The sequence below is a fragment of the Arthrobacter sp. TE12232 genome, assembly GCF_054062615.1.
In genome coordinates this window covers 2,802,365-2,815,626 of record NZ_JBSSFK010000001.1, presented here as the reverse complement: position 1 = coordinate 2,815,626, position 13,262 = coordinate 2,802,365, and the positions used below count along the sequence as shown (strand labels likewise).

Genomic DNA, 13,262 nt, shown 5'->3' with positions numbered 1-13,262 from the left:
CCAATAACTCAGCCATGGACTACATCACCGCCCGCCTCGGCTCCGAGGGTTCCCCGATGCTGGCCTTCGGCGGCGACTACAACCCGGAGCAGTGGCCCGAGGAGACCTGGGACGAGGACGTCCGGCTGATGCGAGAGGCCGGCGTCAACCTGGTCAGCGTCGGCATTTTCAGCTGGTCCCTCTTGGAACCGTCCGAGGGCGTCTACGAGTTCGGCTGGCTGGACCGGGTCCTGGACCTGCTGCACGCCAACGGGATCCGCGTGGACCTGGCGAACGCCACGGCGTCCCCGCCGCCCTGGTTCAGCCACAAGTACCCCCAGTCGCTGCCGGTAACGGCCGACGGCGTGCGGCACAGTTACGGTTCCCGGCAGGCCTTCGCCGCCTCAAGCCCCGAATACCGCCGGGCCGCCGCGGCGCTGACCGAGCAGATCGCCTTCCGCTACAAGGACCATCCCGCCGTGGTCATGTGGCATGTCCATAACGAATACGGTTGCCACAACCAGCCGGACTTCTCCGACGGCGCCGCCGCCGGTTTCCGGCGCTGGCTCGAACACCGCTACGGCACCCTCGACGCGCTGAACGCCGCGTGGGGCACCGCGTTCTGGTCCCAGCGCTATTCGGCCTGGGACGAGATCCTGCCGCCGCGGACTTCCGGGACCTGGGTCAACCCGACCCAGCAGCTGGACTTCGCCCGCTACTCCTCCGACGAACTGTTCGAATGCTACAAAGCCGAGGCAGCGATCATCCGCTCGCACTCGGGCCATCCCGTGACCACCAACTTCATGGGCTTCAACATGGGCCTGCACCAGCCGGTGGACTACTGGCGCTGGTCCGAGGAGATGGATGTGGTCTCCAACGACCACTATCTCATCGCCGAAGATCTGCGGAACTTCCAGGAGCTGGCGGCCACTGCGGATCTCACCCGCGGCTGGGCCAAGGGCAAGCCGTGGCTGCTCATGGAGCATTCGACGTCGGCCGTCAACTGGCAGCCCCGCAACATCGCCAAAGCCCCCGGCGAGATGCTGCGCAACTCCCTGCAGCACGTTGCCCGGGGCGCCGACGGCGCGCTCTTCTTCCAGTGGAGGGCCTCGCGTGCCGGAGCCGAGAAGTTCCATTCCGGGCTGCTGCCGCACGCCGGCACAGACACCAATATCTGGCGCGAAGTGGTCCAGCTGGGCCAGACGCTGCGCAGCCTGGCCGAAGTCAGCGGCTCGGTGGTCACGGGAGCATCCGGCCGCGTGGACGTCGCCATCCTCCACGACACCGACGCCCGTTGGGCCTCGGAGCTGGACTCGCATCCGAGCGTGGACGCCTCCAACATCGCCGAAACCCGGCGCTGGCATGATGCCTTCTACCGGGCCGGCATCCCCACCGACTTCCGCCAAAGCACCGACGACCTCTCCGGCTACCGGCTCGTCGTCGCGCCGATGCAGTACCTCATCAGCGATGCCGGGGCGGCGAACCTCGACGCGTACGTGCGCGCCGGCGGCCACCTCGTGGTGACGTATTTCTCCGGTATCGTGGACGAAAATGACCACATCAGGCTTGGCAGCTACCCGGGCGCGTTCAGCGGCCTGCTCGGCGTGCACATGGAGGAGTTCTTCCCGCTGCGCGCCGGGGAAAGCGTCCGGCTCAGCGGCTTCGGCGCAGGCAGCTGCTGGAACGAACTGGGACGGGCCACCACAGCCGAGGTCCTCGCTGCCGTGGATGAGGGACCGGCCGCAGGTTCGCCGGCCGTGACCCGCAACCGCGCCGGAAGCGGCCGCGCCTACTATGTCGCCACCACGCTCGCGCCGGAGGGCCTGGGCGAACTGCTCACCGTCGTCTGCGCCGATGCCGGGGTGCAGCCGCTCGTTCCAGACCTGCCGGCCGACGTCGAAGTTGCCCGGCGCAGCAAGGACGGGACCGACTGGACGTTCTGCATCAACCACGGGGCGCACGACGTCCGGCTCCCGCTGGAGGGCGTTGACGTGCTCACCGGCACCGAGCTCGACGGCGGGCTCGGCCTCGCCGCCGGAAGTGTCGCCGTCGTCCGTTCACGTGCCGCCCAACTGGTCGGCACGTCCGCCAGCCAATCAATCCAGTCAAACCACTCACGCCCGTAAGGACTCCACATGTTAGCCGCAGCCCGCCATTCCGCCATCCTCGCGGAGGTCCAGCGTGAACGGATCGTCCGTGTCGCGGACCTCGCCAAGATGCTCGGCGTCTCCCTGATGACCGTGCGGCGGGACATCGAGGCCCTCGACGCGGCGGGCGCGGTGGAGAAGATCCACGGCGGGGCGAAGCTGCCGGGCGGGGCCAGCACCCACGAGCCGGGCTTCGAGCTGAAGGTAACCCAGCTCAAAGACGAAAAGATGGCGATTGCGCAGGAGGCAGCCGCCCAGGTGCGCGAGGGCATGGCGGTGGGGCTCAGCGCCGGCACCACCACCTGGGCGCTGGCGCAGTTGCTGTCCGCCGGGCCCCGGATCACGGTGGTCACCAACTCGGTGCGGATCGCAGACGTCTTCCACCAAAGTTCCTCCCCGTCGACCGTGATCCTCACCGGCGGCGAGCGCACCCCCTCCGATGCCCTCGTCGGGCCGCTGGCCACCTCCTCGCTGAAACAGCTGCACCTGGACGTGCTGTTCCTCGGCGTCCACGGCGTGGATGCCGACGCCGGGTTCACCACTCCGAACGTGCTGGAAGCCGAAACGGACCGCGCCTTCGTCGCCGCGGCCCGCCGGGTGGTGGTGCTGGCCGACCACACGAAATGGGGCACCCTGGGCATCAGCACCATCGCCGCCCTCGAAGACGCTGACGAACTCATCAGCGACGACCTCCTGGGCAGTGAGGCCCGACGGATACTCGGCGAGCGCGTCGGCCGGCTCCACCTGGCGCCGACAACGATTGCCCAGAGCGCCGCCTCCGGCTGACCGGCACGGCCCCGCCCACCCCCAAACCACTACGCCTGGAGCTACCGTGAACAATCCGGACCTGACTCTTGTCCCCGAGACCCGTTCCCCCCTGGGCGTCCCGCATGTGGAGCCGCTCTACCTGCGCCGTTCCGGAACGTCATTGCTCATCGACTTCAGCACGGGCGAGCCCGCCATGCTCCACTTTGGCGCCGACCTCGGCCCGGCCCTGCCGGATCTGTCACTGCTCGGCGACGCCGTGCCGCACTCCGCCCTCGACATCCCGGTCACGCTGGGGCTGATCCCGCAGGCGTCCTCCGGCTGGCGGGGGCGTCCCGGCCTCCGGGGCCACCGGAACGGCCAGGCGTTCTCGGCCTGCCTGCGGGTTGTCGCCGTCGAACGGGCGGAAGGGGACGGGTGCTCCGCCGTCATCACCCAGGCAGACCCGGATGCGGGCGTCACCGTCCGCACGGAGGTGACGATCAACGACGGCGGCCTGCTGCAGCTCCGGCACCGGCTCCACAACGACGGCGCGGATCCCTACAGCCTCGACGAACTCGCTGCCGTGCTGCCGCTGGGCCGCGCCGCCACCGAGATCCTGGACCTGACCGGCCGCTGGTGCCGGGAGTCCCACCCCCAGCGCCTGCCGCTGCGCCAGGGAACGTGGGTCCGCTCGGGCCGGCACGGCCGGACGGGACATGATGCCTCGCTCCTCCTGGCCGCCGGGAGCGCCGGCTTCGGCAACCGCCACGGGCAGGTCTGGGCCGTGCATCTGGGCTGGAGCGGCAACCACGAGAGCTTCGTTGATGCCTCAGCGGACGGCCGGACCGTTATCGGCGCTTCGGAGCTGCTCGGCGGGGGCGAGATCACCTTGGCGGCAAACGCCAGCTACGAGACCCCGTGGTTGTTCGCGGCGTACTCCGCCGCCGGGCTGGACGGCATCAGCGAGGCCTTCTACGCCTGGTTCCGCGGGCGCCCGCACCACCCCGGCGTGCGGTCCGGCAAAGCCCGGCCCGTGGTGCTCAATGTCTGGGAAGCGGTGTATTTCGACCACCGGATGCCGGTGCTGCTCGACCTCGCCGAATCCGCCGCCCGGCTGGGCGTGGAACGCTACGTTCTCGACGACGGCTGGTTCCGCGGCCGGCGCAACGACACGGCGGGCCTCGGCGACTGGTACGTCGACGAGGACCTCTGGCCCGAGGGCCTGAGCCCGCTGATCGACGCGGTCACCGGCCACGGCATGGAATTCGGGCTCTGGGTCGAACCCGAAATGGTCAACGAGGACTCGGATCTGGCCCGGGCCCACCCGGACTGGATCGCCGGACCGGCTCCGCGGGCCGCCGGGGGCAGCCCGGCGGCAGGGGGCGGCCAGCCCGTTCCCGGCGGCCCGGCTGGCCGGCTTCCGGAGCGCTGGCGGCACCAGCAGGTGCTGGACCTCGTCAATCCGGAGGCCTGGCAGTACATCTTCGACCGGCTCGATGCCCTGTTGAGCGAATACCGGATCAGCTACCTCAAATGGGACCAGAACCGGGACCTGACCGAAATGGGCCATGCCGGCCGCCCCTCGGTGCATGCCCAGACACAGGCCGTATACCGCCTCCTCGACGAGCTCCGCAAAGCCCACCCCGGTGTGGAGATCGAAAGCTGCTCCTCCGGCGGCGCCCGTGTGGATCTCGGCATTCTCGAACGCACCGACCGGATTTGGGGCTCGGACTGCAACGATGCCCTGGAACGGCAGACGATCCAGCGGTGGACCGGCATGGTGGTGCCGCCGGAGCTCGTCGGATCGCACATCGGGCCTACCACAAGCCACACCACCGCCCGGACGCACGACCTCTCCTTCCGGGCCATCACGGCCATGTTTGGCCACTTCGGCCTCGAATGGGATGTCCGGCACCTCGCCGATTCCGAGCGCACCGAGCTTGCCACGGCGATCGCACTGTTCAAGAAGTACCGTCCCCTGCTGCACAGCGGGCGCATGGTGCGGGCCGACGAACCGGACCCGTCCCTCCGGCTCCACGGCGTCGTGTCCCATGACGGCGGCGAGGCCCTCTACGCGCTGGTGTCCGTGGCGACGTCGTTCGCCGAAGTCCCCGGGAGGGTCTGCCTGCCGGGGCTGCTGCCGGACGCCGGGTACCGGGTGGACGCGGTCTACCCGGCGGCCGACGATGGCCGGGCGTTCCTGCAGGCGGTGCCGCCGGGGTGGCTCGGGGGCGGCGTCGAGGCGACCGGCCGTTTCCTGGCGGAGTCCGGCCTGCCGATGCCCGTCCTGAACCCCGAGCACGGGCTGCTCCTGTCCGTCCGCCGCGTCACCGCTGCTGAACCGGCCTGCGAACCATCCGGCGGCCCCGCCGCTACGGGCGGCCACCCCGTGAGGGGCTCCTAGCATGGGCCGGATTACGAAACGCGCCTACAAGCTCTCCGACGGCCGGGACATCATCTATTTCGATGACGCCGACACCGTCCTGCCGCCGGAGCGGGGGGACGATCTCCGCGAGCCGGCGGTCCGGCCGCCCACGGCCACCATGCGCCAGGACGTCCTGACCGGCGAGTGGATTTCGATCGCGGCCGCCCGGCAGAACCGTGTGGTGCTGCCGCCCTCGCACCTGGACCCGCTGGCCCCGGCGTCGCCGGAGAATCCCTCGGAAATTCCGAGCCTTTACGACGTTGCCGTGTTCGAAAACAAATCCCCGTCCTTCGGACCCGAGCTGGCGGGCGCCGCCGCACCGGAGGGCCTGGCGGACCTCGCCCGGGTGGGGCTGGGGCGCAGCCGGCAGTCCGTGGGCCGGTGCGAAGTGGTGTGCTTCTCCCCCGAACACACCGGTTCCCTCGCGGGGCTGCCCTTGTCCCGGATGCGCACGGTGGTGGAGGCGTGGGCGGACCGGACGGCGGCGCTGTCGGCGCTGCCCGGCGTCGAACAGGTTTTTCCGTTCGAGAACCGCGGGGAGGCGATCGGGGTGACGCTGCACCACCCGCACGGGCAGATCTACGCCTACCCGTACATCACGCCCCGCACGGCCCAGCTGATCCGCACGATCGAGGACTACGGCGGCCCGCTGTTCGAGGACATCCTCAGCTTCGAACAGAAATCCGAGCGGGTGCTGCTCCAGGGCGACCACTGGACGGCGTTCGTGCCGTTTGCCGCGCGCTGGCCGCTGGAGGTGCACATGCTCCCGCACCGGCACGTCCCGGACCTCGCCGCCACCACGGACGAGGAACGCGATGAGTTCTCCCGGCTCTACGGCCGGCTGCTGCGCGGCGTCGACGCCCTGTACGACACCCCCACCCCGTATATTTCGGCGTGGCACCAGGCCCCCGTCCACGCCCACCGGGACGACATCCGGCTCATGCTGCAGCTGACCTCCCCGCGCCGGGAGGAAACCAAGCTCAAGTACCTGGCGGGTTCGGAGGCGGCGATGGGCGCGTTCATCGCGGACATCCCGCCGGAAACGGCCGCCGCCCGGCTCCGCGAGGCCATAGGAAAGACCGGCCGTTAGGCCCGCACGAGCCGGGCAGCGTCGGCCAGAAGTTCCACGGAACGCAGCCGGGCTTCGGTGCCGGTACTCTGATGCGCCACGATCAGTTCATCGGCGTCGGCGTGGTCCGTGAATTCCTCGAGGTAGGTGAGGACGGCATCTGGGGTGCCAACAGCGGAGTACTTCATCATCTGCGCCATGTGCTGGCCCTGCGGCGAGTCCAGGATCATGTCCGCCTCGTCGTCGCTGAACACACGCCCGTTGCCGAAGAACAGGGAAACCCTGGCCCGCTTGGTGGCCTGGAACATCGCCTGGGCTTCGGAGGCCGAGTCCGCGGCAATGACGTTCACGCCGGCGATCACGTGCGGGGTGTCCAGCTGCGCGGAGGGCCGGAATTCGCGGCGGTAGGTCGCCACCGCGTCCTGCAGCGCGGCAGGCGCGAAGTGCGAGGCGAAGGCGTACGGCAGGCCCAGCTGCGCGGCCAGCCTGGCCCCGAACAAGGAGGAGCCCAGGATGTACAGCGGCACGTTGGTGCCCTTGCCCGGGGTGGCCTCGACGCCCGGGATGCGGGTGGGACCGGTCAAGTAGCCCTGGAGTTCCAGGACGTCCTGCGGGAAGCTGTCTGCCGACATCGGGTCACGACGCAGGGCCCGCAGGGTGTTCTGGTCGCTGCCCGGCGCCCGGCCCAGCCCGAGGTCGATCCTGCCCGGGTGCAGGGTTTCGAGCGTGCCGAACTGTTCCGCGATAGTCAGCGGCGAGTGGTTGGGCAGCATCACGCCGCCGGCGCCGAGCCGGATGCTGGAGGTGTGGGCCGCAACGTGCGCGATCAGCACGCTCGTGGCGGAGGACGCGATCGAGGACATGTTGTGGTGCTCGGCGTACCAGATCCGCCGGTAGCCCCGGTCCTCGGCGAGCTGTGCCATGGCCACGCTTCCGGCGAAGCTCTCGGCCGCCGTCTGGCCCGGGCCGATGGTTGCGAGGTCAAGGATGGAAAGCGGAACAGTCACGGAAAAAGCCGGCCTTTCGTAGCGGAGCAGTGTTCGGACCAGGGTTGGGAGCCACGGTCCGGGCGGCGCCAGGTTTCCGGCGCGGGCACACTGGGGTCAACGACGGCGGCCCCCCGGATATTTCAGCGGTCGGATCAGCCGCACGAATAGTTGTAGTCAAGGCCTCCGGAGATGTACTGCGTCATCGAGACGCGGCTGCCTGGTGTCAACCCGGGAAGGGTGCAGTTCGCCTTCGCCTTGGCGGCTGATCCCGCGCCTGCAAGCCAGCTGGGCAATCCTGCCAGCGGGCTGGTCGACTTCACGGTTCCGGCGATCTGTCCCCACTGGTAGCCGGTCGAGTAGAGGCCCACGCGGGCGCCGATCCTCTTGAAATACGCAGTCATGCCCTCCAGGACAGCCACGTTGGCCGCTTTGTCGGTCTGCCAGGTGTTTTCCGCTTCCACATCCAGCCACCAGAGGTAGGACTGCGGGTTGCTGACACCGCGGCGTTTGGCGTCGTCCGAGGCTTTCGCCCACCCGTACATGTAGGAGCAGGCTTTGAACGTCCCCGCGGCGCAGCTGCCGTAGGGGTTGGTGACCTTTACACCGTTGTAGGTGTTCGACGTCGGCCACCAGGACCCCTGCCGGCCCGGGTTGGCGGTATTAACGTACAGCGCCACCCTCGGCTGCGCTGTCGTCGCGGGGGCTTTTGCCGTCTTCGCCCAAGCCAGTTGGCTCGCCAGGCACGGGTTCGTGTTGTTCGCCAGGCCGTGGTTGACGCCAACGATCGCGAAGGCGGGCTGTTTTGGCAAAGTGGTGCCGCATTGCGGCCAGGAGACGTCGATGCCCGGTCCCGGGGAGCTGGCGGTGGCGGCCGAGGCCGGTCCTCCACCCAGGAGGACAAGGCCGAGCGTCACTACAAAGGCCAGTACGATGCGAGGGTGCGATTTGGGCATGCCACAGTCTAAGGCAAAATTTCAAATCGGTGGCGTAATTCGGCACGGGTCGCAATGCCCGCCAATGCCCCCCTCCTGCCGGCCCCGCAGCGCCCGGCCGGCGGGCCCGAAAGAATTGCCCGATGGAATAGTCAGCAGACTGAGGATGTTCCCTACCCTATGAGCCATGACAATCCACAGCATCCGGAACTATCCGCCACGATCGACTTAAAGGACCTGGGAACTGTCCACCGGTTGGGCTTCGGCGCCATGCGCATTGTTGGTGACGGCGTCTGGGGCGAGCCGGCAGACCGTGCTGCCGCGATCGCCGTCGTGCGCCGCGCCGTGGAGCTCGGCGTCGACTTCATTGACACCGCCGATTCCTACGGCCCCAACATCAGCGAGGAAATCCTCGCCGAGGCGCTGCACCCCTACCGGGACGGCCTCACGATCGCCACCAAGGTCGGATTCACCCGCACCGGACCCAACGCCTGGGTACCGGTCGGCCGGCCCGAATACCTGCGCCAGCAGGCGGAACTGAGCCTGCGCAAGCTCAAGGTCGACTCCCTGGACCTCCTCCAGCTGCACCGGATCGACCCCAAGGTGGACCGCGAAGAGCAGTTCACGGTGCTGCGCGATCTACAGAAGGAAGGCAAGGTCAAAGCCCTCGGCCTGTCCCAGGTCAGCGTGGAGGAGCTGGAGGAAGCCGGGAAGTACTTCACCGTTTCCACGGTGCAGAACCGCTACAACCTCACCGACCGCAGCTCCGAGGACGTCCTCGACTACGCGGAGGCGAACGGCATCGGCTTCATTCCGTGGGCGCCGATTTCCGCCGGGGAGCTCGCCCGGCCGGGCGGACCGCTGGACGAGGCCGCCAAACGGCTCGGCGCCACCACCTCCCAGGTGGCTCTGGCGTGGCTGCTGCGCCGCTCCCCCGTCATGATGCCCATCCCGGGCACCGGCTCCCTTCAGCATCTCGAAGAGAACCTCGCCGCCGCCGGCGTCGTGCTTGACGATGCCACCTACGCCGAACTCCACGCGGCCCGCTAAACCCCTCCGCTACCCGCCGGCCCTGCCGGCAGAACAGGAACAACACCATGGCTAACATCCTGATGGTCGTCTCGGCCGCAAATTCCCTCACCATGCGCGACGGCAGCGAACACCCCACCGGCTACTGGGCCGAGGAACTCGTCGTCTCGCACCAGACCCTCCTCGACGCCGGGCACACCGTGCACATCGCCACCCCGGGCGGCCGGAAGCCCACCGTGGACGAGGTCAGCCTCGCGGCCGAGTCCGCCGGCGGCCAGGACCGCGCGGACAGCTTCCGGACGTACCTGGATTCGATCGACGCCGAGCTGTCCGCGCCGCTGGTGCTGGCCGACGTCGACGTCGCCGGCTACGACGCCGTCGTCATGCCGGGGGGCCACGGCCCCATGGCCGACCTCTACCAGGACGCCGACCTCGGCAGGATTCTCACCGGCGCCAACGCGGCAGCCAAAATCATCGCGCCCTTCTGCCACGGCCCTGCCGGGCTGCTGAGCGCCACGGACGACGACGGCTCGTTCACTTTCGCGGGCCGCCGCCTCACCGTCTTCACCAACGAGGAGGAGTTGGGCGGCGGCACCGGCCCCAACACACCGTGGTTCGTGGAGGACGCGCTGAAGGAGAAAGGCGCGATCGTCGAGAACGGTGCGGCGTGGACGTCCCACGTCGTGCGGGACGGAAACCTCATCACCGGACAGAACCCGCAGTCCAGCGAGGACGTGGCCAAGGAAGTCCTTAAGGCCCTCGCCGAATAGGCCAGCCCTAGCCGGGTCCGGGAACCCCGGACCCGGCTAAGCTAACCGCATGGCCATCAAATCCACTGCTGATAAAGTCGCCACGATCGTCCAGGGCTACACCCTGGAGGGCCCGACCATCGAGCTCGGAGCGGCAATCGTCGACGGCGAACTCCACAAGGACGCTCCCGTCCGGCTGCCGCTTGCCATGATGAACCGGCACGGCCTGGTGGCCGGAGCAACCGGCACAGGCAAGACCGTCACGCTGCACATGATGGCCGAACAGCTCTCCACTGCGGGCGTGCCGGTGTTTCTGGCCGACATCAAGGGCGACCTCTCCGGCTTGGCCACCGCCGCCACGGGCAGCGACAAGCTCCTGGCCCGCACCGAGAGCATCGGACAGCCGTGGTCCGGCAAGACTTTCCCGGTGGAATTCCTGGCCCTCGGCGGCGACGGCCAGGGCATACCGGTCCGCGCCACAGTCACTTCCTTCGGCCCCATCCTGCTCTCCCGTGTGATGGACCTGAACGAGACCCAGGAATCCAGCCTCCAGCTCGTGTTCCACTTCGCGGACAAGAACAACCTCGAGCTGGTCGATCTCAAGGACCTGCGCGCCGTAATCCAGTTCCTGACCTCCGCCGAGGGCAAGGACGAGCTCGAGGAACTGGGCGGTCTCTCCAAGGCCACCGCGGGCGTGATCCTGCGTGAACTAATCACCCTCGAGGCGCAGGGCATGGAGAAGTTCTTTGGCGAACCCGAGTTCGACACCGCCGAACTGCTGCGTACTGCCCCGGACGGCCGCGGCGTCGTAAGCTGCCTGGAGCTTCCCACGCTGCAGACCAAGCCCATGCTGTTCTCAACGTTCCTGATGTGGCTGCTCGCAGACCTCTTTGAAGACCTGCCGGAAGCCGGGGATCTCGACAAGCCCAAGCTCGTGTTCTTCCTAGATGAGGCCCACCTGCTGTTCAACGGCGCCTCGAAGGCTTTCCTTGACGCAATTACCACCACCGTCCGGCTCATCCGGTCCAAGGGCGTCGGCATCTTCTTCGTGACGCAGACTCCCAAGGATGTCCCGGCGGATGTCCTGGGCCAGCTGGCAAACCGGGTGCAACACGCCCTGCGCGCCTATACCCCGGAGGACGCCAAGGCCCTCAAGGCCACCGTCTCCACCTTCCCGACCAGCGACTACGACCTCGCAGAGACCCTCACCACGGCCGGCATCGGCGAGGCCGTCATCACGGTCTTGAATGAGAAGGGCGCCCCGACCCCCGTGGCACTCACCCGGCTGCGCGCCCCGGAATCCGTGATGGGCCCCAGCACCGACGCCCTGATCTCCAGCACCGTGGCCGGCTCCGCCCTCCTGCCCAAGTACGGCACCGCCGTCGACAACATCTCCGCCTACGAGAAAATCACCGCCGAAGGCGGTGACTACACAGGCGCTGCCCCCACCGGGCCGGCGGGCGGCGCCGCGCATCCGGGCGGCTCACGCGGCAGGGGGCAGAGCGGCGCTGGCGACGGCGGCGCAGCTCCCGGCGCCGCCCTGGATCCGACGGCCATCGACGCCGAGGCCCGCCGGATCGAAGAAGAAATCCTTGGCCGGCCCAGCAGCCGGCCAGCGGAGCGACCGAAGCAGCCCGAATACAGGGACGCGCCCGAGCAGCAGGCGCCCCGGCAGGCACAGCCGACAGGTGGCGGTGGCATCGGCGGCGGCATCGGCGATGACCTTGCGGGGGCTTTGGGCGGAGGCCTCAAGAGCATGGCCCGCTCGCTGGGGACCCAGCTTGGCCGGGAGCTGCTCCGCGGAGTCTTCGGCACGTCCTCGAAACGCCGCCGCCGCTAGGATCCCGGCGCCGGCGAACCGGGGCCACGGTGTCCGGGCCGCGGGCGGCAATGCTCCGCGTCACAGACGCGGACCGTGACACCGGGTTTCCTGCGGCGTGCAGGTAACGTAAGAATCGTGCAAATGAGTCAGGCGTTGGTCAAAATCGCAGCAGTGTGGCTGCTGGGACTGATGCTTGCCGTGGCCGGAGCCATCGTGTCGATCAATCTGGTGAACAACTCCATTGCCGGTCCCCAGCAGCCCGTCCGAGAGTATCTCAGTGCCCTGCAAAAGGGCGAAGGCGAAAAGGCGCTAGGCCTGTTGCACGCCTCCGTGCCGCAAAGCAATCCTGCAATGCTCGACGGATCCGCCCTGCAGACCGCAGCCGCACGTCTCTCCGACGTCAAGGTCGGCGACGCTGAAGAGCGCGGCGCGGACCAGGTCATGGTGCCCGTCAACTACACCATCGACGGCAGCCAGTCGCGGACCGAGTTCCTGCTGGAGCGGTCCGGCACCGAGTGGTTGTTCTTCCACAAATGGTCCTTCGTGCCCGCGGCGCTGCCCGTCCTGGACGTGACCGTAGTCAACTCCAGCGAGGCCACCCTGAATGGTGTACCGGTGAACATGCCCAACGGCCGCAACTCCTTCGCCGTCTTCTACCCTGGCGAGTACGAGGCCGCCCTGAACGGCCAGTACTTCTCCGCCTCGCCCACCCGGGCCACCGTGACCGCGGGGGACTCGCACCCGGCTCCGCTGAATCTGCTGACCGAGGCAACAGACGCCCTGAAGGCCGCCGTGAGCGGCAAGGTCAAGGAGTTCCTGGATTCCTGCGCCGACGAGGCCGACAAACAGCAGAAGCTGCAACCCGACTGCCCGTTCTACCACGCCACCAACAACCGGGTGCTTGACGGGACCATTGACTGGAGCATCACGGACTACCCCACCGTCAGCATCGAGCCGTTTGGCGGCCGCTGGGTGGTGGCGCCCCTGGACGGCAAGGCCCGGATCAAAGCCCGCCAGGTGGATCTGTTCACCGGCGCCGTGACCGACATCAACACCGTCCATGATTTCAGCTTCACGACCCGTCTGGATATCGACGGCGACACCGTGAAGATCACGCCGCAGCTCAACTACTAGAACCACAGGTGCGGGCCCGCCGGGCGGCCCCTCCCGTCATGCCCGTGTGAGGACACCCCGGGCCCGGCCATTGCGCGTCCCGGGAAGCCGCCGCCTAAGAAATCCAACGTCGTGTCGCCCCTCCCGACGGCAGACTCGACCATGATCAGGGACTCCCGGAACGGGTGTGGATAGTCTCGTGTCACACCAAAGAGGTTCTTGCCCGGTCCAGGATTCAGAACTCCCGGAATCCGGGGCCGC

10 protein-coding genes are annotated in these 13,262 nt (G+C 68.4%); 8 read left to right on the top strand and 2 right to left on the bottom strand.

Annotated features, from left to right (window positions below; genetic code table 11):
• Positions 1 to 14: 14 nt before the first annotated feature.
• The 4 genes from ACVWZ7_RS12485 (at position 15) to galT (ending at position 6,388) form a co-directional block, all read left to right on the top strand.
• The gene (locus ACVWZ7_RS12485) at positions 15 to 2,105 is read left to right on the top strand and encodes a beta-galactosidase (protein WP_456509108.1); all 2,091 of its coding nucleotides are present in this window, start codon (positions 15 to 17) and stop codon (positions 2,103 to 2,105) included.
• A 9-nt stretch (positions 2,106 to 2,114) separates the two neighbouring features.
• The gene (locus tag ACVWZ7_RS12480; protein WP_456508017.1) at positions 2,115 to 2,912 is read left to right on the top strand and encodes a DeoR/GlpR family DNA-binding transcription regulator; all 798 of its coding nucleotides are present in this window, start codon (positions 2,115 to 2,117) and stop codon (positions 2,910 to 2,912) included.
• Positions 2,913 to 3,018: 106 nt separating this feature from the next.
• On the top strand, positions 3,019 to 5,277 hold the full coding sequence (locus tag ACVWZ7_RS12475; RefSeq protein ID WP_456509107.1) for an alpha-galactosidase: 2,259 nt from the start codon (positions 3,019 to 3,021) through the stop codon (positions 5,275 to 5,277).
• 1 nt (position 5,278) lies between these two features.
• Positions 5,279 to 6,388, top strand: coding sequence for a galactose-1-phosphate uridylyltransferase (galT, locus tag ACVWZ7_RS12470; RefSeq protein WP_456508016.1), 1,110 nt, complete (start codon positions 5,279 to 5,281; stop codon positions 6,386 to 6,388).
• Here the strand turns inward: galT and ACVWZ7_RS12465 are convergent.
• Positions 6,385 to 7,374, bottom strand: a complete 990-nt coding sequence (locus ACVWZ7_RS12465; protein WP_344360628.1) for an LLM class flavin-dependent oxidoreductase — start codon at positions 7,372 to 7,374, stop codon at positions 6,385 to 6,387. The two genes, galT and ACVWZ7_RS12465, sit on opposite strands and share 4 nt — an antisense overlap.
• Before the next feature lie 134 nt (positions 7,375 to 7,508).
• Complete coding sequence (locus tag ACVWZ7_RS12460) at positions 7,509 to 8,309, bottom strand: hypothetical protein (protein ID WP_456508015.1); 801 nt, start codon at positions 8,307 to 8,309, stop codon at positions 7,509 to 7,511.
• Between the two features lie 159 nt (positions 8,310 to 8,468).
• Here ACVWZ7_RS12460 and ACVWZ7_RS12455 point away from each other — a divergent pair, with 159 nt between their 5' ends.
• From ACVWZ7_RS12455 to ACVWZ7_RS12440, 4 genes are all read left to right on the top strand, one after another.
• Positions 8,469 to 9,338 carry an aldo/keto reductase gene (locus ACVWZ7_RS12455; RefSeq protein WP_456508014.1) on the top strand — a complete coding sequence of 290 codons (870 nt, stop codon included), beginning with the start codon at positions 8,469 to 8,471 and terminating at the stop codon, positions 9,336 to 9,338.
• Between the two features lie 47 nt (positions 9,339 to 9,385).
• The gene (locus ACVWZ7_RS12450) at positions 9,386 to 10,087 is read left to right on the top strand and encodes a type 1 glutamine amidotransferase domain-containing protein (RefSeq protein WP_456508013.1); all 702 of its coding nucleotides are present in this window, start codon (positions 9,386 to 9,388) and stop codon (positions 10,085 to 10,087) included.
• Between the two features lie 49 nt (positions 10,088 to 10,136).
• A complete protein-coding gene (locus ACVWZ7_RS12445) occupies positions 10,137 to 11,906 on the top strand; it encodes a helicase HerA-like domain-containing protein (protein ID WP_456508012.1) in 1,770 nt (589 codons plus the stop codon).
• Between the two features lie 123 nt (positions 11,907 to 12,029).
• Positions 12,030 to 13,022, top strand: coding sequence for a hypothetical protein (locus tag ACVWZ7_RS12440; protein WP_116767921.1), 993 nt, complete (start codon positions 12,030 to 12,032; stop codon positions 13,020 to 13,022).
• Positions 13,023 to 13,262: the final 240 nt, after the last annotated feature.

Bases quoted from the DNA above. Each gene is read 5' to 3' on its own strand.
- ACVWZ7_RS12485 (WP_456509108.1), top strand. From the start codon at position 15: ATGGACTACATCACCGCCCGCCTCGGCTCCGAGGGTTCCCCGATGCTG.
- ACVWZ7_RS12480 (WP_456508017.1), top strand. From the start codon at position 2,115: ATGTTAGCCGCAGCCCGCCATTCCGCCATCCTCGCGGAGGTCCAGCGT.
- galT (WP_456508016.1), top strand. From the start codon at position 5,279: ATGGGCCGGATTACGAAACGCGCCTACAAGCTCTCCGACGGCCGGGAC.
- ACVWZ7_RS12460 (WP_456508015.1), bottom strand. From the start codon at position 8,309: ATGCCCAAATCGCACCCTCGCATCGTACTGGCCTTTGTAGTGACGCTC.
- ACVWZ7_RS12455 (WP_456508014.1), top strand. From the start codon at position 8,469: ATGAGCCATGACAATCCACAGCATCCGGAACTATCCGCCACGATCGAC.
- ACVWZ7_RS12450 (WP_456508013.1), top strand. From the start codon at position 9,386: ATGGCTAACATCCTGATGGTCGTCTCGGCCGCAAATTCCCTCACCATG.
- ACVWZ7_RS12445 (WP_456508012.1), top strand. From the start codon at position 10,137: ATGGCCATCAAATCCACTGCTGATAAAGTCGCCACGATCGTCCAGGGC.
- ACVWZ7_RS12440 (WP_116767921.1), top strand. From the start codon at position 12,030: ATGAGTCAGGCGTTGGTCAAAATCGCAGCAGTGTGGCTGCTGGGACTG.